14 protein-coding genes and 1 pseudogene are annotated in these 21,336 nt (G+C 41.4%); 4 read left to right on the top strand and 11 right to left on the bottom strand.

The window, feature by feature from the left end:
• Positions 1-8: 8 nt before the first annotated feature.
• From ACZM60_RS00690 to polA, 4 genes and pseudogenes are all read right to left on the bottom strand, one after another.
• A complete protein-coding gene (locus tag ACZM60_RS00690) occupies positions 9-2,561 on the bottom strand; it encodes a SusC/RagA family TonB-linked outer membrane protein (protein WP_489520544.1) in 2,553 nt (850 codons plus the stop codon).
• A gap of 236 nt (positions 2,562-2,797) precedes the next feature.
• A pseudogene (locus ACZM60_RS00685) lies at positions 2,798-3,076 on the bottom strand (carboxypeptidase-like regulatory domain-containing protein); the annotation flags it as partial.
• Between the two features lie 773 nt (positions 3,077-3,849).
• On the bottom strand, positions 3,850-4,236 hold the full coding sequence (locus ACZM60_RS00680; RefSeq protein WP_021970255.1) for a DUF3836 domain-containing protein: 387 nt from the start codon (positions 4,234-4,236) through the stop codon (positions 3,850-3,852).
• A gap of 151 nt (positions 4,237-4,387) precedes the next feature.
• Positions 4,388-7,159 carry a DNA polymerase I gene (gene polA / locus ACZM60_RS00675; RefSeq protein WP_489520543.1) on the bottom strand — a complete coding sequence of 924 codons (2,772 nt, stop codon included), beginning with the start codon at positions 7,157-7,159 and terminating at the stop codon, positions 4,388-4,390.
• Positions 7,160-7,250: 91 nt separating this feature from the next.
• Between polA and ACZM60_RS00670 the strand changes: the two genes are divergently transcribed.
• The 4 genes from ACZM60_RS00670 to ACZM60_RS00655 all read left to right on the top strand — a co-directional run bounded on the left by ACZM60_RS00670 (position 7,251) and on the right by ACZM60_RS00655 (position 13,930).
• On the top strand, positions 7,251-8,225 hold the full coding sequence (locus ACZM60_RS00670; protein WP_340319593.1) for a polyprenyl synthetase family protein: 975 nt from the start codon (positions 7,251-7,253) through the stop codon (positions 8,223-8,225).
• 544 nt (positions 8,226-8,769) lie between these two features.
• Positions 8,770-10,380 (top strand): BACON domain-containing protein, encoded by a 1,611-nt coding sequence (locus ACZM60_RS00665; RefSeq protein WP_489520542.1) that lies wholly within the window; start codon positions 8,770-8,772, stop codon positions 10,378-10,380.
• Positions 10,356-11,054 carry a BACON domain-containing protein gene (locus ACZM60_RS00660; RefSeq protein ID WP_489520541.1) on the top strand — a complete coding sequence of 233 codons (699 nt, stop codon included), beginning with the start codon at positions 10,356-10,358 and terminating at the stop codon, positions 11,052-11,054. The genes ACZM60_RS00665 and ACZM60_RS00660 overlap by 25 nt, the downstream gene beginning before the upstream one ends.
• Positions 11,055-11,080: 26 nt before the next feature.
• Positions 11,081-13,930: a M64 family metallopeptidase gene (locus tag ACZM60_RS00655; protein WP_489520540.1), complete on the top strand. Its 2,850-nt coding sequence runs from the start codon at positions 11,081-11,083 to the stop codon at positions 13,928-13,930.
• 120 nt (positions 13,931-14,050) lie between these two features.
• On the opposite strand, the gene deoC is transcribed toward ACZM60_RS00655, so the two are convergent.
• The 7 genes from deoC to ybeY form a co-directional block, all read right to left on the bottom strand.
• Positions 14,051-15,106: a deoxyribose-phosphate aldolase gene (gene deoC / locus ACZM60_RS00650; RefSeq protein ID WP_489520539.1), complete on the bottom strand. Its 1,056-nt coding sequence runs from the start codon at positions 15,104-15,106 to the stop codon at positions 14,051-14,053.
• Positions 15,107-15,111: 5 nt separating this feature from the next.
• A complete protein-coding gene (locus tag ACZM60_RS00645) occupies positions 15,112-15,432 on the bottom strand; it encodes a nucleotide pyrophosphohydrolase (protein ID WP_021970249.1) in 321 nt (106 codons plus the stop codon).
• Position 15,433: 1 nt separating this feature from the next.
• The gene (gene dtd / locus ACZM60_RS00640; protein WP_021970248.1) at positions 15,434-15,886 is read right to left on the bottom strand and encodes a D-aminoacyl-tRNA deacylase; all 453 of its coding nucleotides are present in this window, start codon (positions 15,884-15,886) and stop codon (positions 15,434-15,436) included.
• A gap of 375 nt (positions 15,887-16,261) precedes the next feature.
• Positions 16,262-18,070 carry an excinuclease ABC subunit UvrC gene (gene uvrC, locus ACZM60_RS00635; RefSeq protein ID WP_489520538.1) on the bottom strand — a complete coding sequence of 603 codons (1,809 nt, stop codon included), beginning with the start codon at positions 18,068-18,070 and terminating at the stop codon, positions 16,262-16,264.
• A gap of 109 nt (positions 18,071-18,179) precedes the next feature.
• Complete coding sequence (locus tag ACZM60_RS00630; RefSeq protein WP_021970246.1) at positions 18,180-18,704, bottom strand: adenine phosphoribosyltransferase; 525 nt, start codon at positions 18,702-18,704, stop codon at positions 18,180-18,182.
• Between the two features lie 56 nt (positions 18,705-18,760).
• Positions 18,761-20,632, bottom strand: a complete 1,872-nt coding sequence (mnmG, locus tag ACZM60_RS00625) for a tRNA uridine-5-carboxymethylaminomethyl(34) synthesis enzyme MnmG (protein ID WP_489520537.1) — start codon at positions 20,630-20,632, stop codon at positions 18,761-18,763.
• A gap of 276 nt (positions 20,633-20,908) precedes the next feature.
• Positions 20,909-21,331 (bottom strand): rRNA maturation RNase YbeY, encoded by a 423-nt coding sequence (gene ybeY / locus ACZM60_RS00620; protein ID WP_021970244.1) that lies wholly within the window; start codon positions 21,329-21,331, stop codon positions 20,909-20,911.
• Positions 21,332-21,336 lie beyond the last annotated feature (5 nt).

Below are 21,336 nucleotides of genomic sequence, written 5' to 3'. Positions count from 1 at the left end.
AATTAAGGTTAGAATTGAAGTTTAACACTAAATCCAATGTTCCGTAAGCTCGGCATCATAAAGTAGTCTATACCCTGATAATAAGTACCTGTAGAAGATGCTAATTCAGGATCGAATGGAGCTTTGTTGTAGAACATGAACAGATTCTTTCCAATAAGCGAAACTGTTACATCTTTCAGTTTATTGTTAAACCATTTGTTAGGTAGAGTATATCCTAATGTCATTTCGCGCAGGCGAACATTGGTAGCACTATAAGTATAGAAAGCCAGTAATCCAGTCGTACCTCCTCCTACTACAGAATAATAACTTTCCGGATTCAGCAATCCGCCATTTACGACAACTCCACCATTATCGCGTGCTTCGGCGCTGGCTTGTGATGTTCCGAAGCGATCCATCATGGCTTGTGTTGCAGAAACGCATACACCACCGATACGCCAGTCTATCAAGACGCCCAGTGAGATGCCCTTATAGGAGAAAGTATTGTTCCATCCAATGTTATATTTCGGATCTGCATTGCCTGCCTTTATCCAATTTTCAGAGTCGGCCTGAATACTTCCGTTTTGTGGATTTACATATATCTCTCCCTGATGATCACGCTTCAAGCCAGTTACATAGATATCTCCGATACTACCTCCCTCAGTTAAACGTTGCTTATACGAGTCATTGGTACAAACATCGATGTAAGGCATATTTCCGATTTTTTCACCTGTAATCGGGTTAATCGTATTGGGGTCAAGTAATTCTTTGATTTTATTTCGGTTCATCGTAAAAGTAAGAGATGAATGCCATAAGAAATCTTTTATCTGTTGTTTATAAGTAAGAGTTGATTCAATACCCCAGTTATTAACCTTACCTCCATTTGCATAGAAATGTGAGTATCCGGAGCTGGGAGGCATGGATATCGTAAAGAACTGGTTATAGGTATTAGAATTATAATAAGTAACGTCCAAATTTAATTTATCCTCGAACAAACGCATATTCATACCGACTTCGAATGATTTCGTTCGTTCCGGTTCCAGGAAAGTTGCAGGGATGAAAGGCAAACTTTCTATATTTCCACCGCTGATTCCATAAGCTAAAGATGTCATATAAGGCTGAGGCGCATTACCGACTTCACTATATGAAGCGCGTAACTTTAAGAATGAAATAGGGGTATGGCTCAGGTCAAACATTTCAGTTGGAACAAACGATAAGCCCACAGACGGATAGAAGAACCCTGAGTTTTTGTGTGAAGTAAATGCAAAAGTAGAGAACCAGTCATTTCGACCAGTTACATCCAAGAATACAGCACTCTTGTAAGACAGTTGCAGCGTTGCAAATACAGCCTGTGTATTAGTATGTATACCTTTTGAATCGAGAGGACGGGTTTCCGGGTCATTTTTGATAATATTTTCGAAGGTAAACAAATTGGCAACTTTAGCCAAATGTCCTTCATAACCGATTTTTTCTCCAGAAACTTCGTCGGTTACACTTGCTCCAATATTAGCATTGATGCCATAATTACCAAAGCGTTTATCAATATTCAGAATAGCATCTGCATAGAAATTCTTGTATTGGGTAGTTTGTTTCAGATAGTTACCGTAATCTGAAGCAAACAGGTTACTGGATGAGGCTGATATTTTACGTTCGTAAGTATCTTGTGAATTATCAACGCGCAGACGTCCTGTAGCTTGCATCCAGTCGGTTATTTTCCAGCTTAAATTAGCTGTAAACATGTAACGCATTTTGTTGTTCTCGAAGTGCTCTCGGTTGACAATCCAATATGGGTTCTGCATGGATAGGCCTTGTTCCCCATAAGTCCAGTTCTGGGTAGGGAAGTTGCGCTCTGGATTAAAGTGTTCATAGGTTTTGAATTTAGTAAAATCGTCAGATGGTGGAAAAAGATACAATGGAACCAACGGGTTATGAGCCTGTCCTTGTACCATTAGATTATGATTGTTCTGAAGAATGTAAGAAGCACTCATATCCAATGTCAATTTATCTTTTATCAGTTCTGTTGTATTGCGAAGCGTGAAGTTATACCTGTTATATTTACTATTTGGTATAATTCCTCGAGAGTTTGTAGACGAAGCTGAAAAATATGTCTGATTCCGGTCGTTTCCACTTGTAACATTCATAGAGTTGATTTCATTGAAACCTGTTTGGAAGAAATCAAGTGGATCATACGAAGAAGGAGTTGCCAATTTGTTACCCCAGCTTTCATATACCAGGTCATTTTTCCGTCCGTAAGTATTTTGGAAGCGTGGCGTTACGAATGGAGTTGTAAATTGTGTATTATTTGAATAGTTGACGGTAAGTTTTCCTTCTTTACCTTTTTTGGTTGTAATCAGCACGACACCATTTGCTCCAGATACACCATAAAGTGCAGCAGCTGCAGCTCCTGTCAGTACAGACATCGATTCGATATCATCCGGATTGATACTCGAGATTCCGTCGCTATCACCTCCATCCGGCATTTCAAAGGAGCCTTCCGGTTGTGTAGAACGCATGGATGACAAAGGAATACCATCGACAACATATAGTGCATTGTTGTCGCCGAACAATGATTTCGTACCACGCATGACACACGTGTTGATCCACCAATACCATTTGCACTTTGGTTGATGGTTACTCCCGCTATTTTACCCGTCAGACTGTTTACGAAGCTGGCATCCTTTATGGTTGTAATTACATCACTTTTTACTTCCTGAACATTATAAGTCAACGATTTTGTTTCCCGTTTGATACCTAAAGCTGTTACTACCACTTCTTCAAGTGTTTCAGTATCTTCCTTCATAACTATATTGTACGAAGTATTTGGAGATACTGTTAGAGTAATAGGTTTATATCCGACATACGATATTTCCAAAACATCACCCGTTGATGCTTTTAGTGAGAATTCACCATTAAAATCGGTTATTGTTCCATTGGAAGAGTTCTTTATTTTTACATTCACTCCGATAAGGGCTTCTCCTTTACTGTCTTTTATACTACCCTTAATTTGTATATTTTCCGGAGCTATTGATTTGACGCTCTCGTCAGGAGATTGTTGTGTATTAGCACTATAGGCAAGTGTAGGCACTGCCAAATGGAACATAGTACCAACTAATAAAACGAGATTTGTTCTCATTTTAAAAGGGTATTTTAGGCTTAATCTATCTTGTTGAGATAGAACCTTGAAAGATGTTGTTTTTTTCATATAAAATAATAAGGTTACTGGTTCATGCCAAAGATTCACTTTTGTTATAAACCATATTGGCAAATAGATAATGGGGAAGTTGTTAAGTCTTGATTATTCTTCCGGGCAGAGTATTAACTGTCATCTGGTATCATGAGCTTTGTTCTTTTTAAGGTTGTTCTTTTTTTACTTGTTACTTTATGTGTTGATTTGTTGATAGTCTGTTACTTTATAGGTTGAAGAGAGTATTGTTTTTAAATATATTTTATCGATAGCTATAAGATTAACAAAATATGAATGATGTGCTTTCTATATATTAAATATTTTTATTTATGCAAAGATAGAACTTTTTATATAATGAAGCTTATTTTATAATTGAAAAATTGTGGAGAACTTACTTTTTTATTTATTGAAAATAATATATTGATAACAGTGAGGGCTGATAGTTTTGAAGTAGAAAGCTGGAGTACTGCTAACAACCAGAGAAGATACCTTAGCTTGAATTCGGGTTGATATGTAAATCAGAATTTGGTTGATGTGAAATACAGAATATCAGTTTTTAGTAACAATTTGTTATTTTTCCTGTCGAAAGTAAGAATGTTTGCAAAGAGTATAAAAAAAGAGGCGCTTCTCACGAAGTGCCTCTTTTTGTTAGAGAGTTTATGAAAATATTGTTTTTTTGTATGCAGTTTTTACATGTTCATGGTTACAGTCATCTGTGGAACAAGGATATAATCCTTTTTTGAATTATTCCATTTATAGTATTGGATTGTAGTGCTTCCTTCATTGTATGTATACTTGATACACATGTTGTTACGCCATTCACCTCTACTTTCATCCCACTTCTGTAGAATGTTTTCCACAACTTGTTTCTTGTCGTTATATTTATAGTTGTACTTTTCAAAATTTGTCAGAATACCTTCATTCATTTTATAAACAGTTTCCGACATCTTTACTCCATCTATTTCTTCAGTATTGTATATTAGTTCAGTTTCAGGACTATTAGCAAAAACTGTAAGGTTAGCGGCAAAAACAAATACTGTTACAAATAAACTCTTGAGTAAATTCATCTTTTTCATATCTTTTGTTTTTAAGGTTTTACTATCTTTTTGTTTTTAATTACGCTGCAAAATTAGTAAAACCTTTTGATGTTGCTAACTTTTCGGCAAGAAAAAATGAATATTTTAGCAAATTGTTATCATTTAAACACCTGTTAACAGTTGGAATGAACTAATGTGCTTCCAGCCAATTCTTACCCCAACCGCAGTCTGCTCGCAAAGGTGCTTTCATTTTGTAAGCAGCTTCCATTTCGCTAATCACAATTTGTTGCACTTTTTCCTTTTCTTCGGGCACGACGCTGAAGTTCAATTCATCGTGCACTTGAAGGATCATTTTAGAGCGGATACCTTCTTCTTGGAAGCGTTTGTATATACGAATCATTGCCACCTTGATAATATCAGCCGCACTTCCTTGTATTGGAGCATTGATGGCATTACGTTCGGCATACCCACGGACAACTGCATTTCGTGAATTGATATCGGGCAGATAGCGTTTTCGTTTGAAGATTGTTTCGATATAACCTCTTTCTTGTGCCAGACGAATACTTTTATCCATATATTCTTTTACGTGTGGATAATTTTCGAAATAGCCGTCTATTAGTTCCTTGGCTTCTTTTCTTTCTATATTTAATCGTTCTGCCAGTCCGAAAACCGATATACCATATATAATACCAAAATTAGCCGTCTTAGCTTTGCTTCTTTGTTCGCGTGTTACACTTTCCAAGGGCTCCTTATAAATCTTTGCAGCAGTAGCAGCATGGATATCTTGTCCTTTTTGGAATGCTTCTATCATGTGCGGGTCACCACTTAAGTGTGCCATGATGCGAAGTTCGATTTGTGAATAATCGGCAGAGAAGAATTCACAACCTTCATCGGGAATAAATGCTCGCCGGATTTCCTTTCCATCTTCATTGCGGACAGGGATGTTCTGCAGGTTTGGATTGCTTGAACTGAGTCGTCCAGTAGCAGTAACAGTTTGGTTGAATGAAGTATGTATATGTCCGGTTTTAGGATTGATAAGTAAGGGAAGGGCATCGATATACGTACCCAATAGCTTTTTCAGTCCTCTGTGTTCCAGTATTTTCCCTACTATTTCATGTTTGCCTCGCAAACTTTCCAATACTTCTTCGGAAGTAACATATTGTCCGGTTTTAGTCTTTTTGGCCTTGTCTGTTATTTTCAAGCGGTCGAATAATACTTCACCTACTTGTTTGGGAGAAGCGATGTTGAATTCTATTCCGGCAAGCTGATGCACTTCTTCTTCCAGTTGTTGCATACGTGCTGTAAAATGTCGTGAAGTTTCCTTCAATGCTTCTGTGTCGATACGTACTCCGTTGCGTTCCATATAGGCAAGTACCGGTACCAGCGGCATTTCAATTGTTTGGAATAATTCGTCGACACCGTTTGATACCAGTTCTTTTTCCAGTACATTTTTCAGTTTCAACGTGACATCGGCATCTTCGCAGGCATACTTATAAACAGAAGAAGGAGAGAGGTCACGCATGTTTTTTTGATTTTTACCTTTAGGACCTATCAGCTCTTCTATTTTTATGGTTTCATATTTCAGATACACCTCAGCAAGATAATCCATACCATGGTGAAGTTCGGGCTGAAGTACATAATGGGCTATCATGGTGTCGAACATTGGACCACGGACTTCAACGCCGTAGTTGCCAAGTACAAGCATATCGTATTTTATATTTTGTCCGATTTTCAGTGTTTTTTCATTCTCGAATATTGGTTTGAATTTATTAACAATTTTCAAAGCTTCTTCACGATCTGCTGGAACTGGTACATAAAAAGCCTGATTTTCGGTGAAACTGAAGCTCATTCCTACCAATTCGGCGGTTATAGGATCGGTTCCCGTCGTTTCTGTGTCTAGACTGAAAAAATCTTTTGTAACGATATTTTGTAAAAATTCGTCTATTTTATTCTCTGAATCAATTAGTTGGTAGTCGTAATTCAGCTCTTCTAACCGCGTGAGATTTGAATTTTTTTGCTCGCCTGTATTCTCGTCCGCAAAAAATCCAAAGAGATCGCTTTGAGGAGAGGCCGTTGGAGCAGTAATTTTCTTCTCCGTTTTAAGAATACGATCCAATAGAGTACGAAATTCCAATTCTTCAAAAATTTTGCGAAGTTCTTCTTCGTCGGGCTGTTCACGCTTCAGTGCTTCCATGTCGAGCGAGATTGGCACATCCGTTTTAATTGTAGCCAGAAATTTAGAGAAAGTAATTTGTTCGCGATTATTCTCCACCTTTGTCTTGATAGCCCCTTTCAGTTGGTCGGTGTTAGCAAGCAAATTTTCGATACTTCCAAATTGGGCGATTAATTTTTGGGCTGTTTTTTCGCCTACCCCCGGACATCCCGGAATGTTGTCGGCAGTATCTCCCATAAGTCCCAGCATATCGATTACCTGCGAGGGTGATTCGATGTCGAACTTAGCTTTGATTTCTTTTACGCCCATAACTTCAAACTCCTTGTCGCCGTATTTAGGTCGGTACATAAATACATTTTCCGAAACCAGCTGACCATAGTCCTTATCAGGAGTCATCATATATGTTGTAATGCCTCGTTTCCCGGCTTCGGTAGCAAGCGTTCCGATAACGTCGTCGGCTTCGTATCCTTTCACTTCGAGAATCGGAATACGATAAGCTCGTATAATATCCTTGATAACAGGAACAGAGAGGCGAATTGCTTCGGGAGTTTCTTCGCGTTGTGCTTTATACTGTTCGAAAGCTTCGTGGCGGAATGTGGGACCGGCGGGATCGAAGGCAATGCCTATATGAGTAGGGTTCTCTTTTTTCAGGACATCCTCCAGAGTATTGACGAATCCCATGATAGCTGATGTATTGAAACCTTTGGAATTGATACGCGGATTTTTGATAAAAGCATAGTATGCGCGGTAGATAAGTGCATACGCATCGAGTAGAAACAGTTTCTCCATTCGTGTAAAATTATTAAGTTTTCTACGTAAAAGTACAAAAAAATACCGTATTCGCTGTTTTATTATTACTTTTGTACCCAAATAAATCTCCATGGATAAGTTAGCAATAATCAAGAAACCCGTAGAAAAGGAATTAAGCGAATTTAAGGCTCTTTTCGACGCCTCATTGAAAAGTTCCACGCCGTTGTTGAATGAAGTTTTAGGCTATATCAAGCAGAGGAACGGAAAAATGATGCGTCCCATTCTGGTTTTGCTTATGGCAAAACTTTATGGCGGGATAAATGAATCTACTTTGCATGCCGCACTGTCGCTGGAACTACTTCATACGGCCAGTCTGGTGCACGATGATGTGGTAGACGAGAGCGACAAGCGGCGGGGGCAATCGTCGATTAACGCGCTATATGACAATAAGGTATCCGTATTGGTAGGCGACTATATGCTGGCAACCAGTTTACGTCATGCCTCGTATACCAGACATATCGATTTGGTTGGTTTGGTAGCCCGTTTGGGACAAAACTTGTCAGAAGGAGAAATTATCCAGTTGGTAAATATCAGCAATCGCGATTTTTCAGAAGAGATTTATTTTGATGTTATCCGCAAAAAGACTGCTGCACTGTTTACTGCCAGTGCAGAAAGTGGAGCCATTTCGGTTGATGCTCCACAGAGTGAAATAGAAAAGGCGGCACTTTTCGGCGAGATGATAGGCATTGCTTTTCAGATAAAGGATGATATATTCGACTATTTTAAAAACGAAGAGCTGGGTAAGCCTACCGGGAATGACATGATGGAAGGCAAGTTGACGCTTCCGGCACTACACGTGTTGAATACGCATGCCGACGAGGAAAAGAAGGAACTTGCATTGCGCATCCGTTCACTTAGTGCATCGAAGGAAGAAATTGCAGATTTTGTCGATTATATAAAGCAGGAGGGAGGAATTGCGTATGCGGAGCAAGTAATGTACGATTATCGCAACAAAGCATTGGCTTTGCTTCCTGAATCGGCTGATGAGTCTATTCGAACAGCACTGACAGCTTATATTGATTATGTAATCGAACGCAACAAATAATACTCTCATTGTTTATTGGCAAGAGTTTAAAGAAATCTGTCAATATAAAGAAAATATCCCTTCATTTGTGTTTCGTCTTCTTTGTAAAGATGTCGCGAATGAAGGGATATTTTTTGTACAAAAAAAATAATGATTTGTACAAATTTTCAAAAAACGTTTAGACGTTTTAGTACTTTTCTGTGCATAGCCTGAGAAAGTTTTCAGGTATGTTCCGATGATACATTAAAGAAATAATCAACTTGTTGCCTGTCATGTTTCTCTCATCATTTATAGAGAATCGTATATATTGTATTGTCAAATTTCTTGTTAATTCATATGTCTTTGTCGTTTTTATTTTCTTATTCTTATATATTGCTTATATAAAATGAGATATATGTATATACATTTCCTGCTTAATGTATGCTTTTTTTATTTTATGTAAAGAAAATGTGATAAAAAATTTTGATGTATGATAAAAAACTATAATTTAAGCGTTGCTAACCTATTATATTTTTAATACCTTAAATCTATGGACATTTTGTTTCGTTGGGGTAAAATGCATTATATGCAAAAGGCTCTATTTGTATTGTTATCGATGGTATTGGTGGCTTGTGGTGAGAAAGAAAAGGTAAATCTGCCCGATGAGCCTGAAACTCCTGGAGCCACAATTACATTGGCCGAAGGAACTGATACAAATCCATTATTGGATACTTCTGGGGGAACTGTAACGTTGCATTTTACGGCGACTGCCGACTGGAAAGCCACGGTAGGTAATATACGTGCTGTTGGCTGGATTACCATATCTCCGGCATCGGGTAAAGCAGGAGAGGCATCGGTTACAATTTCGGTCGCTGCTAATAATGGCACCGACGAGCGTAGTGCTTCCGTTTTCTTGGAGTGTGGCGATACTCGGGAAACAATTGTCGTTTCACAGAAGCAGAAGGATGCATTGATTGTATCTCAACAAAACTATGAACTTTCTGCCGGAGAGGCTGATATAGAAGTAGAGGTGGAAGCAAATGTTACTTTCGAAGTGGAGGTCTCGGATACATGGATTGAGCAAATTTCTACACGGAGTCTTGAAAAATCGGTGTTGGCTTTCCGTATATTGGCTAACGACGGTTATAATAAACGAAGTGGAAGCATCGTAATCAACAGCGGAGAACTGCGGGAAACAGTTCATATCTATCAGGAAGGAAGGGAAAAGGAGGTATTGCTTCTTTCAGACGACTTGGTTGAGGTTGGTGCCGGAGGCGGTACGGTGGATGTACAGTTACAGTCGAGTGTATCGTATATCTGTAAACCCGAAGCGGAATATACATGGGTAAGCGAACCGGCTTCGAGAGCTGTTTCTACACATACGCTCCATTTTGAAGTACAGCCCAATGACACTTATGATGAGCGTGAGGCACGTTTTATTTTTGTGAATGAAACAGAATCTGTATCGGATACACTGACTATTCGTCAGTATGCTGTTAATGAGATACTTGTTCCTTCGGAACCTGTCGTTTGTGAAGCTGATGCTGGAACCTTTTCCATAGAAATCAACACAAATATAAGTTATGATGTAAAGACTGATGTCGACTGGTTGAAGCAGGTGGCAAGCAGAGGGTTGAAACAGTTTACGTTATATTTTAGTGTGGAAGAGAATACTGAAACGGCTATGCGTGAAGGAAATATTATCGTGACAGGTAATGGTGTTGAACGTACAGTGAAGGTCTTGCAGAAGGGAAAGGAAGAAGCTCCTTATCTGTTTGTTTCGCAGGATTATTTCGATGTTCAGGCAGGAGGTGGTACGGTTCGTTTTACGGTGAAGGGAAATGTTCCTTATCGGATGAGTGCAGGAGCAGACTGGATGACTCGGACGTTGTCGGGAGATGCAGAAGAAGAGATTGTGTTAACAATATTACCGAACGAATCGACCGCATCGCGTGAGGCAACCATTACGGTTACCTCGGAAGACGGCAGTCTGGTCCGTACGGTACGTGTGGTTCAAGAGGGTAAAGAAGAGCTAATCTTGAACGTGAGTCCGTCTTCTTTCTCTCTTACGAACGACAGTCAGACATTGACTTTGTCAGTTGAAACCAATACCCGTTACCGCTTGTCGAGCAGTGCTTTCTGGCTGAGCAGTAACATGACCGGCGTGGGCGAGTGGAAGATCCGACCTTTACGGTAAGTGCCAACGAATCGACCGCATCGCGTGAGGCAACCATCACGGTTACTTCGGAAGACGGCAGTCTGGTCCGTACGGTACATGTGGTTCAAGAGGGCAGGGAAGAGCTAATCTTGAACGTGAGTCCGTCTTCTTTCTCTCTTACTAACGACAGTCAGACATTGACTTTGTCAGTTGAAACCAATACCCGTTACCGCTTGTCGAGCAGTGCTTCCTGGCTGAGCAGTAACATGACCGGTGTGGGCGAGTGGAAGAATCCGACCTTTACGGTAAGTGCCAACGAATCGACCACATCGCGTGAGGCAACCATCACGGTTACTTCGGAAGACGGCAGTCTGATCCGTACGGTACGTGTGGCTCAAGAGGGTGAAGCTGTGTATCTGGAAGTTTCTCCTTCGAGCATCTCCGCAGCATCCGAAGGAGGCCGATTCGCCTTCACTGTAAACAGTAATACTCAGTATACATTGACCAGCAGCGATACTGGCTGGATCAATATAGAGGAAAATATCATCGTTGTTGCAGCCAATACTTCTACTTCCCAACGAAAGGGGAGTGTGACGGTTCGGGCAGAGGAGCTTGTTCGTGTTATTGAGATTACTCAAGACGGTAAAAAAGAAGAAACTCCTTCGGCAGGTGGAAGTACAGAAGACTTTACAGAGAATGAAGAAAACTGGTAATAATCTTGAAAAACACAGTAAATATTATGAAGCATATAACTCTTTTTTTAGGCATATTTTTGTTGCTGCTTGTAGGGTGTCAGCAAGATGAACTGGTACCTTCCGGCAGTCAGGATAATAGTTTGAAATCGGTTCGTGCTACGACATCGTCAATTGTAAAGAGTCGTACCTCTCTTTCCGGTAATTCTGTGGTATGGAATACGGGAGATGCCATCGGCATTTTCAGCAATACATCCGATTCGGTTGCCCGTTACGACCTGACTGAAATTTCAGGCGACGAGGCTCAGTTTGAAAGCGACAAGCCCGTCAGAGGTAATACGTTTTATGCCTTTTATCCGTATGCGGCTGATGCTGTAGTATCTGGTACGAACGTTTCGTTCCGTCTGCCGGAGGAACAGTCATTCGGTTTCGATAGCTTTGCTTCCGGTATATGTCCGATGGTGGCTCAGAGCACCACAAGCTCTTTCCGCTTTTTGCAGGTTTGTGGACTGGTACGCCTGAACTTGAAAGGAAACATGCAGGTGTCATCTATTTCATTGTCGGGGAATAATGGGGAAGCTATTGCCGGTTTAGGTTCGGTAGATATAGCCTCCGATGCGCCGGAATTCCGTGTTTCGGGAGGAGGGCAGGAGAATTATAATGAAATCGCACTTCGGGGAAATGTGGCTTTGTCGTCTTCACAAACTACTTCATTCTATTTCGTAGTTCCTCCTCAGGTATTTAGTAACGGTATGACATTTAAGATTACTGGATTGGTAAACGGTCAGCAACGGACGCTTACCAAGGCTACGGAGCGAAGCATTACGGTCGGTCGTTCAGTTATCACCAGTTTTACGGCAGTTGATACAAACGATTTGCTGGAGCAAGACGAGATGACGGAAAGAGATGTGTTGATTGCATTGTACGATGCTACAAACGGCGATGCATGGACGAATAATGCCAACTGGTGTACGGACGCTGATTTATCGGAATGGTACGGTATCTATACGGACTATAATGGTAAGGTAAGTTCGATTAATCTGTCTTCGAACAATCTGACCGGAACGATACCGGATGAAATTGGGAATCTTGAAGCGTTATGGACATTGAATGTGCCCTATAATCAGCTGACAGGAGAAATCCCTGCTTCCATAGGTAAGCTGACAAACCTTTGGAGTTTATATCTGTACCGAAATCAATTGACGGGTAGTATACCACCTGAATTGGGAAATATGAAGCAATTGGTCTATTGTTACTTGGATGATAACCAGTTGACAGGTACTGTACCCGAAACCCTTGGGAACTTGACAGAACTGGAATATATGGATTTTGGAGGGAATATGCTGTCAGGCGATTTGCCGCAGGCTGTCACTTCTTCTTCCTGGTGGCAGAAGAGTGGATGGGTTTGTATCGGACAAAATTCACCGGGCGGATTTAACTTCGATACATTTAACTTGTATATGCCCGATTTTACGGCAACCGATTATAAAGGAAATACGATAAATTCTACTTCCATCGTTGCCTCTCATAAAGTGACATTGTATTATATCTGGGCATCATGGTGCGGCTTCAGCAAGGCTTTCCATCCTACCGTATCGTCAATTTATCAGCGTTACAAGAATCATTCACTGGAAATCATCGGGCTTTGTAGCGATGGAACAGAGAACCCTACAGATGCAGCCAATACAATAGAGAGCAACAATATGGAATGGCCTACGCTGATGTCCAATCCGGGAGGTATTGCGTATGACAGTTTCCCTACTATTATGGCTTTCGATGAAACGGGCAAGCTGATATTCCATAGCAGTGTAACGTCAAGAGATTTGCTTCCTGATTTTCTGAAAGGAATCTTGGGTGAGGGAGATTTACCTTACGAATCTTCTGACTATTCGGAAGACGGAAAGGTATATACCTTGCAACAAGCCTCTGAAGGAAACGGCATCAATGTGGTATTGATGGGAGATGCCTTTTCCGACAGACAGATTGCCGACGGTACCTATGAGGAGGTTATGCGGACAGCAGCCGATGCTTTCTTCAGTGAAGAGCCTTATACTTCCTTCCGGAACTTGTTTAATGTGTATTATGTGACGGCTGTTTCCCGGAATGAAGGATACGTAGACGGTGGAAGTACGGCCTTTTCCGGCTATTTTGGTAGCGGAACTCACGTAGGAGGAGATCACAACAAGTGTATGCAGTACGCAGCAACTTGTCCGGGAATGACCGATCCGCTGATGAATGAAGTACTGATTATTGTGATGATGAATTCGACTACGTATGCAGGAACCTGCTATTTCGGAACAAGTACAGCTTATCAGGGAGATTATGGCAGGGGATATGGTATTGCGTATTTCCCGATAGGAACGAGTGATGAAGACCTGGCAAGTGTGCTTCATCATGAAGCTGGAGGACATGGATTTGCTAAATTGCTGGATGAATATTATTATGAAAGTATGGGAGCGATACCTTCAAGTGAAATATCCGATAATATTAATTCCCGAAATCTTTACGGATGGGGAAGGAATGTGGACTATACAAGCGATCCGAACAGTGTGGTATGGAGTAAGTTTATATCCGACTCTCGTTATGCAAACGAAGGTCTTGGCGTTTATGAAGGTGCTTGTACTTATTATAAGGGAGCGTATCGACCTACAGAAACCAGCATCATGGTGGGCAATGTGGGAGGTTTCAATGCACCTTCACGGGAAGCGATTTACAACCGTATTCATAAGCTGGCCTACGGTGAGAGCTGGCAGTTTGATTATGAAACGTTCGTCAGCTGGGATTTGAGCCGGCAAGGGCGTTCGCGCAGTATTCCAGTCGGGACAGAATATAAGCCTACTGCTCCTCCTGTTATCTTGAACCAGCACTGGAAAGGGGGAAGACTTGTGGCAAATTAAAGCTTGAGGTTACATAAAATCGAGGGCACGGAGAAACATTTAATATGAATCTTCGTGCCCTTATTGTGCGTTCCCCTCGTGTCCTGTGAAAGGTCTGAAGGGTAAAAATGCTAACTTAGATTAGAAAAATTTGACTTCTTTTCCTACGATGTCCGACAATAACAGGTTGGCAAGGCGGCTTGTTCCCAGACGGAACAGTTCATTTGTCAGCCATTCTTTGCCGAGAACCTCTTTTACTATCGTGTAGTATACCAGTGCATCGTGTACGGTGTTAATGCCTCCTGCGGGCTTAAAACCTACTTTGCGGCCGGTTTCAAGGAAGTACTCCTTGATAGCATGGCACATTACATAAGCAGCTTCGGGTGTAGCTGCTGGATTTTCTTTTCCGGTAGATGTCTTGATGAAGTCGGCTCCCGAATACATTGACAGGATAGATGCCTTTTTGATGTTTGAGGCGCTGCCCAGCGCACCTGTTTCCAGGATTACTTTCAGATGCTTTTCGCCACATACTTCCTTCAGCTCTTCAACTTCATCGCACATGCCTTCATAATCTCCGCTCAGGAACTTTCCTACAGAAATTACGATATCTATTTCATCGGCTCCTGCATGAAGTGCCATGGCTGTTTCGGCCACCTTTACTTCGATGAAAGTTTGTGAAGAGGGGAAACCTCCCGAAACACAAGCTATATTTACGTTGTCAGCTTCCAGCGTATCGTTTACGATTTCAGCCATATTCGGATATACACAGATGGCTGCAACGTTGTCGAGTTCCGGATATGCATCCACAAAGTTGTTAACATGCTGTGTGAACTTCATAACGCTTGGCTCGCTATCTGTACACTTCAGTGTAGTAAGGTCGATACAGTGGAAAAGGAATTTCTTTACTTCCAGTGTATCGTTTTCCTTTACGTATTTCTCGATGATATGAGCTGTCTGAGCGGCAACTTCTTCATCTTTCAGGTTGGTGTTGTATTTGCTTAATGCTTCATCATACTTGCTTGGCTGGTGCAAATTTTCTTTGTCTTCATCCTCTTCGCATCCGCAATCGCAAGCAGCATCGTCATCATTACATTCACATTTGTGATCGTGGTGATGTTCGTTCTCGCAGTTACATTCGTGGTTGTGGTGATGATGTTCGTTCCCACATCCGCATTCATGATCGTGATTAGACTTCATAATGTTTATAATTTGGGATTGTTTTTATGTCTTTCTTTATCTCTGCTGGTTTTCTTTTCCAGATTTTTTCTGAACGCTTCTGTCAGATTTACGCCTGTCTGATTTGCCAGACAAATCAGTACCCATAATACATCGGCCATTTCATCATCGAGATTGTCTTTTTCTCCGGGCTTGAATGACTGGTCGCCGTATTTTCGTGACATGACACGTGCCAATTCTCCTACTTCTTCTGTCAGTACTGCCATATTGGTCAGTTCGCTGAAGTAGCGCACGCCGTATGTTTTAATCCAGTTGTCTACTGTTTTCTGTGCTTCTTCCAGTGTCATTTTATTCTTTGTTTTTGGTGTCCATGCAAATGGTGACAGGACCATTATTCAATAATTCAACTTTCATGTCGGCACCGAATTCTCCGGTCCCTACTTGTTTGCCCAGTCCGATGCTCAGCTCGTTGCAGAAATATTCGTATAATGGAATTGCTGTTTCATGGCAGGCTGCACGGATATATGAGGGGCGATTGCCTTTTTTTGTGGAAGCCATCAGAGTAAATTGACTTACGACTAATATCTCTCCGCCCGTATCAAGGATGGATTTGTTCATTACTCCGTTTTCATCGTCGAAAACTCTCAATCCGATGATTTTCTTACATAGCCAGTCGGCATCTTCCTGGTTATCGGCTTCCTCTATACCTACCAGAATTAGAAAGCCTTCCTTTATGGCAGATTTGCATACTCCGTTTATCGTAACGGATGCATGACTTACACGTTGAATTACTACTCTCATGTGGTATATACTTTCTACAAAGATAGGAAATATTCAGTATAATAGTAGAATAAAATTGAAAGAATGACAAAAGTCTACCCGAAATTAATTGTATCTTTGTGGTATTGGAATTAGAAGAATTATAGTGGTGAAATGAGTGGTATTGATAATTGTGGCAATGGCTCTGCGGAAAAACTGGATTATCTTTTTGCAGAGCTTTTCTATTTCTTGCCAGACTTGACTTTTAACGGCGTATCTCTCTTGTTATTTAGTGCAGAGTGAGAAAATCTCTTTCAATTTCCAATAATGGTTTAGAATATTGTTCGTTGACGATGTAATGAACCCTCTTTTAGCTCTCTGCCAGATATAGGAAAATACCTTTATCGGAATTGAAACTTAGAGTGATTCTTTTATGCTTTGTGCTGCACTTTCTCCTACTACTGCCGCCAGTTCTTCGAGTGTTGCCTTCTTGATTCGAGCTACACTCTTGAATTCTTTCAGCAAGGCTGTCTTACGCTTTTCGCCGATTCCTTTTATGTTGTCCAAGGCAGATGCAATCTGACTTTTGCTTCGCTTGTCACGATGAAAAGTGATGGCAAAGCGGTGTACCTCATCTTGTATATTCTCCAAAAGGTGGAACAGGGGAGTCCCTTGCTTGATGCCTATCGTCATTGGAGGAAAGCCAAATAGGACTTCCGATGTGCGGTGCTTATTGTTCTTGGCAAGACCGGCTATAGGAATATGGAGTTTCAGCTCGTCTTCTATAACCTGACGTACGACTTCCATTTGTCCTTTACCGCCATCTGTAAGTATTAAGTCGGGAAGTTCTCCGTGCTCTTCAAGAATACGTGTATAGCGTCGGCGTACAACTTCCTGCATAGAGGCGTAATCATCTGGCCCAACAACCGTCTTGATGTTGTACTTGCGATAGTCTTTTTTGCTGGGACGTGCTTTCTTGAATACGACACAAGCGGCTACTGCATCCGAACCTTGTATGTTGGAATTGTCGAAGCATTCGATATGTACAGGCATTTTATCCATCCGTAACTGTTCTTGTATCTCTTTCAATAGTCGTACACTCCGCTGTTCGGGATTCAGTTTCTCTGCTTGCTTTAACCGGTCTACTTTGTATTGCTTGACATTGAGTAAGGAGAGTTCCAGCAAATGCTTTTTATCACCACGTTGGGGAATTGTAAAAGTCACATTGTTCAGTTCCATATCCAACTCAAACGGTACGATGATTTCGCGCGAACAGCTTTTGTATCGTTCACGCATTTCGATTATTCCCAACTGAAGTAATTCTTCTTTGGTCTCGTTCAACCGTTTTTTATATTCGAATGTGAATGCCTGATTGATGCATCCATTGGTAATGTGCAGGTAATTGATGTAGGCAGAATTGTCGTCCATCTCGATAGAAAAAACATCGATGTTGTGGAGTATGGAACTCACTACCTCGCTCTTTGATCGGTAATTCTCTATCAGTTCGTATTTCTCTTTAATCTTTTGCGCTTCTTCAAACTTCATCTCTTCGGCCAGTGCCATCATTTCTTTCATCAGAGCATCGCTGATGGCTTGCGTATTCCCTTTGAGAATCTCTTTTACCTGAGCGATATTCTTCATGTATTCATCGTGTGACTGCATACCAATGCATGGCCCTTTACAATTCTTAATATGATATTCCAGACAGACATTGAACTTCCCTTGACGTATGTTTTCGGGAGTAAGGGCTAAATGGCAGGTACGAAGAGGATAGAGTTTCTTTATGAGGTCGAGTACTGCTTGCATGGAAGGGATGTGACTGTAGGGACCATAGTAAGTCGAACCGTTTCGAATAATCTGCCTCGTCTTGAATACTCGTGGAAAGTATTCGTTGCTTACACAGATGGAAGGGTAGCTTTTGTCGTCTTTTAGCAATACATTATAGCGAGGCTTATATTTCTTGATAAGATTGTTTTCCAGAAGTAGTGCATCTTCTTCTGTGTTTACTACGATGTATCGGATATCTGCGATTTTGCTTACCAACACGCGAGTCTTGGCCGATTGATGTTCTTTCGAAAAATAGGAGTACACACGCCGCTTCAGATTCTTTGCTTTTCCTACATAGATAATCACGCCCTCTTTGTTCAGGTATTGATAGATACCCGGGCTACTTGGCAAGTTCAATACAATTCCTCGAAGATATTCATTTGTGCTCAGTTCTTCCATATTAACGAAACTCATGAAAAGAGGTTATAAAATAAAGAATCCGGTAAACGCTTTTCGTATATACCGGATTCTGTTTGGCTATTCTGTCCCGATGGATAGAAAAATATTTTTAGAGTTGCAGCAACGTTGTTACTTCTACATCATCGGCAAAAGACTTTCTTCCGTTCAATGCTTTCAATTCAATAACAAAATTGACGAACGCTTGCTTTGCTCCACATCTTTTGACTAAGCGATAGGTTGCTGCCATTGTACCACCTGTTGCGAGTAGGTCGTCATGCAAAAGAACAACGTCGTTTTCATTGATCGCATCTTTATGAATCTGTATAGTATCAGTTCCGTATTCTTTGGCATATGTTTCTTCTACAACTTCTGCTGGCAGCTTGCCGGGCTTTCTCGCCATGATGAAACCGGCTCCTAAGCGAGCAGCCAGAGCGCCTCCTAAAATGAATCCTCTGGACTCAATTCCGACGACTTTGGTAATTCCTCTATCTTTGTACATCTCGTACAATTCGTCTATCATGCCTTGCAGGCACTCTGCATTTTTAAACAGGGTAGTGACATCGTAGAACAAAATTCCCGGGATGGGAAAATCGGGTATCTCACGAAGATTTTTCTTTAATGTTTCTTTGTTCATATCCAGTAATTTATGTTTGTTTCTTAAACTAGTTGTTTCACGTGAAACACGCTTGCTTAGCGTCCCAATAAGACTAACAGTACATTGATGTCGCTGGGCGAGATGCCTGGAATTCTGCTGGCCTGTGCAAGTGTTTCGGGATCTATCTTTATCAGCTTCTGTCGGGCTTCTGTTGATAGCGAATTCAAATTGGCATAATCGAATTTCCCTTTTATGCGGATAGCTTCCAAGCGATGTATCTTGTCTGCGATCATGCGCTCGCGGTCAATATAGCCTTGGTACTTGATCAACACTTCGGCTGCCTCGATTGTTTCCTCTTTACGGTCGGTTACTTTGTCGAGCGCTGTTTGGAAAGCTGGCACATGCGGAGCAATGTTGTCAATGGTTATTTGGGGACGGCTCAGTAATTCTATTAATTTGCAACCGTGGGTGAGGCGAGCTGTGCCGAGCCCTTCCAATGCATCGTTTATTTTATCCGCTTTTATGGAATAGGTCTTCGCAAATTCAACCAGTCGCTTGACTTCTTCTCGCTTCTGGCAAAGTCTGTCATAACGCTCTTTGCTTGCCAGTCCCAATTTATATGAACGCTCTGTGAGTCGCATGTCAGCATCATCCTGACGGAGCAAAATACGATATTCGGCACGGGAAGTGAACATTCTATAAGGCTCGTCTACACCTTTCGTCACGAGGTCATCAATCAGTACACCGATGTATGCTTCGTCACGTCTTAAAACGAAAGGCTCTCCTCCATGACAGTTGATGTGTGCATTGACACCGGCAATGATTCCTTGTCCTCCGGCTTCTTCGTATCCGGTCGTGCCATTCACTTGTCCGGCGAAGAATAGATTCTTTACGATTTTCGATTCCAATGTATGCTTTAATTGTGTAGGATCAAAATAATCGTATTCGATAGCGTATCCCGGACGATAGGCTACTATATTTCTAAAACAAGGTATCTTTTTCAGGGCAGCAAACTGAATATCCATCGGGAGAGATGAAGAAAATCCGTTTAAATAAAGTTCTCGTGTGGTTTCTCCTTCCGGTTCGAGAAATAACTGATGCTGTGGCTTGTCGGGGAATGTTACGATTTTCGTTTCGATACTTGGACAATAGCGGGGACCGATACTTTGAATCTGCCCATTGAAAAGGGGAGAATCTGCCAGCCCGCTGCGTAAAACTTCATGTACTTCCTCGTTAGTATAACAAGTCCAGCATTGCAACTGCTTCAGTTGTCTGGGTTCGCTGATAAAAGAGAAACGGTGAAAATCGTTTTCTCCGTCTTGCGTTTCCATCAGACTAAAGTCTACACTGCGTGCATCGATGCGGACAGGAGTCCCTGTCTTCATTCGTCCGGACGTAATTCCGTGACGGGTGATAGATTCAGTCAAATGGTACGAAGCAGGTTCTGCGCATCGTCCCCCTGCAAGCATCTTATGGCCGATATGCATCAGACCGTTTAAGAAAGTACCTGCTGTCAGAATGATACACTTGGCATGAAAGGTCACTCCCCAGCACGTTACCAATCCGGTGACTTCACCGTTTTCTACGAGTAATTCTTCGACGGTATCTTGCCAGATATGAAGATTAGGAATGTTTTCCAAAACTTCACGCCATGCCCAGATAAACTTGCCGCGGTCGCATTGTGCACGCGGACTCCACATGGCTGGCCCTTTTGAACGGTTCAACATGCGGAACTGGATAGCAGTTCGGTCGGTAACCAATCCCATATATCCACCCAGAGCATCAATCTCTCTGACGATTTGACCTTTGGCGATACCTCCTACGGCCGGATTACAGCTCATCTGTCCAATCTTGTTCATGTCCATTGTGATTAGACAAGTCTTTGAACCAAGATTGGCTGCTGCAGCGGCGGCTTCACAACCGGCGTGTCCGGCTCCTATAACAATAACGTCATACTTAAAGTCCATTAATCTTTTATTTTTATATCTGGTGCAAAAATACGAAAAATAAGTGGCTTAGCTTAGATTCAGTTCGTAAAAAGAGTTATAGCTGGAAAGGGAAAGAATGAGAACTGCCGTTTGCTTAGAAGAGTAAAATAAAATCCGCCATTGTTCTTTTTAATTTGTGGTGATGAATTAGAAAAACGTCCCCATGAATTAAAAGAAACGACGGCGGAAATTTTTAAAATTTCTGAGAGCTGGGAATATCAGTCTTTATCCTGGAATAGGATAGACATCGAAACTTTATTGAAAGTCCTTCAGTAAATCGAGTGCCTTATTTTCGGCAGCTTCCATAATCTCTCTTTCGCCCGGACCTTTGTCGTTGATTCCACAGAGATGAAGGATGCCATGAATAATGACACGGTGCAATTCTGTTTCGTAGGTTGCTCCAAATTGTTCTGCGTTACTTCGAACCGTATCAAGACTAATGAATAGATCGCCAGAAATACGGTTCCCTTCGCAATAGTCGAAAGTAATGATATCTGTATAGTAATCGTGTTGAAGATATTGGCGGTTTACTTCCAGAATCTTCTCGTCTGAGCAAAAGATATAGGCTATTTCGCCTACTTTTTTCCCGTAGGTTTCGGCTACAGCTTTAATCCAGGCTGTCGTCTCACGTTTTTTGATAGAGGGCATTTCCACCCCTTCTGTTTGATAAGTTATCATATCTA

The sequence above is a fragment of the Phocaeicola sp. genome, from assembly GCF_057861905.1.
This window is presented reverse-complemented; position numbering and strand designations above follow the sequence as displayed.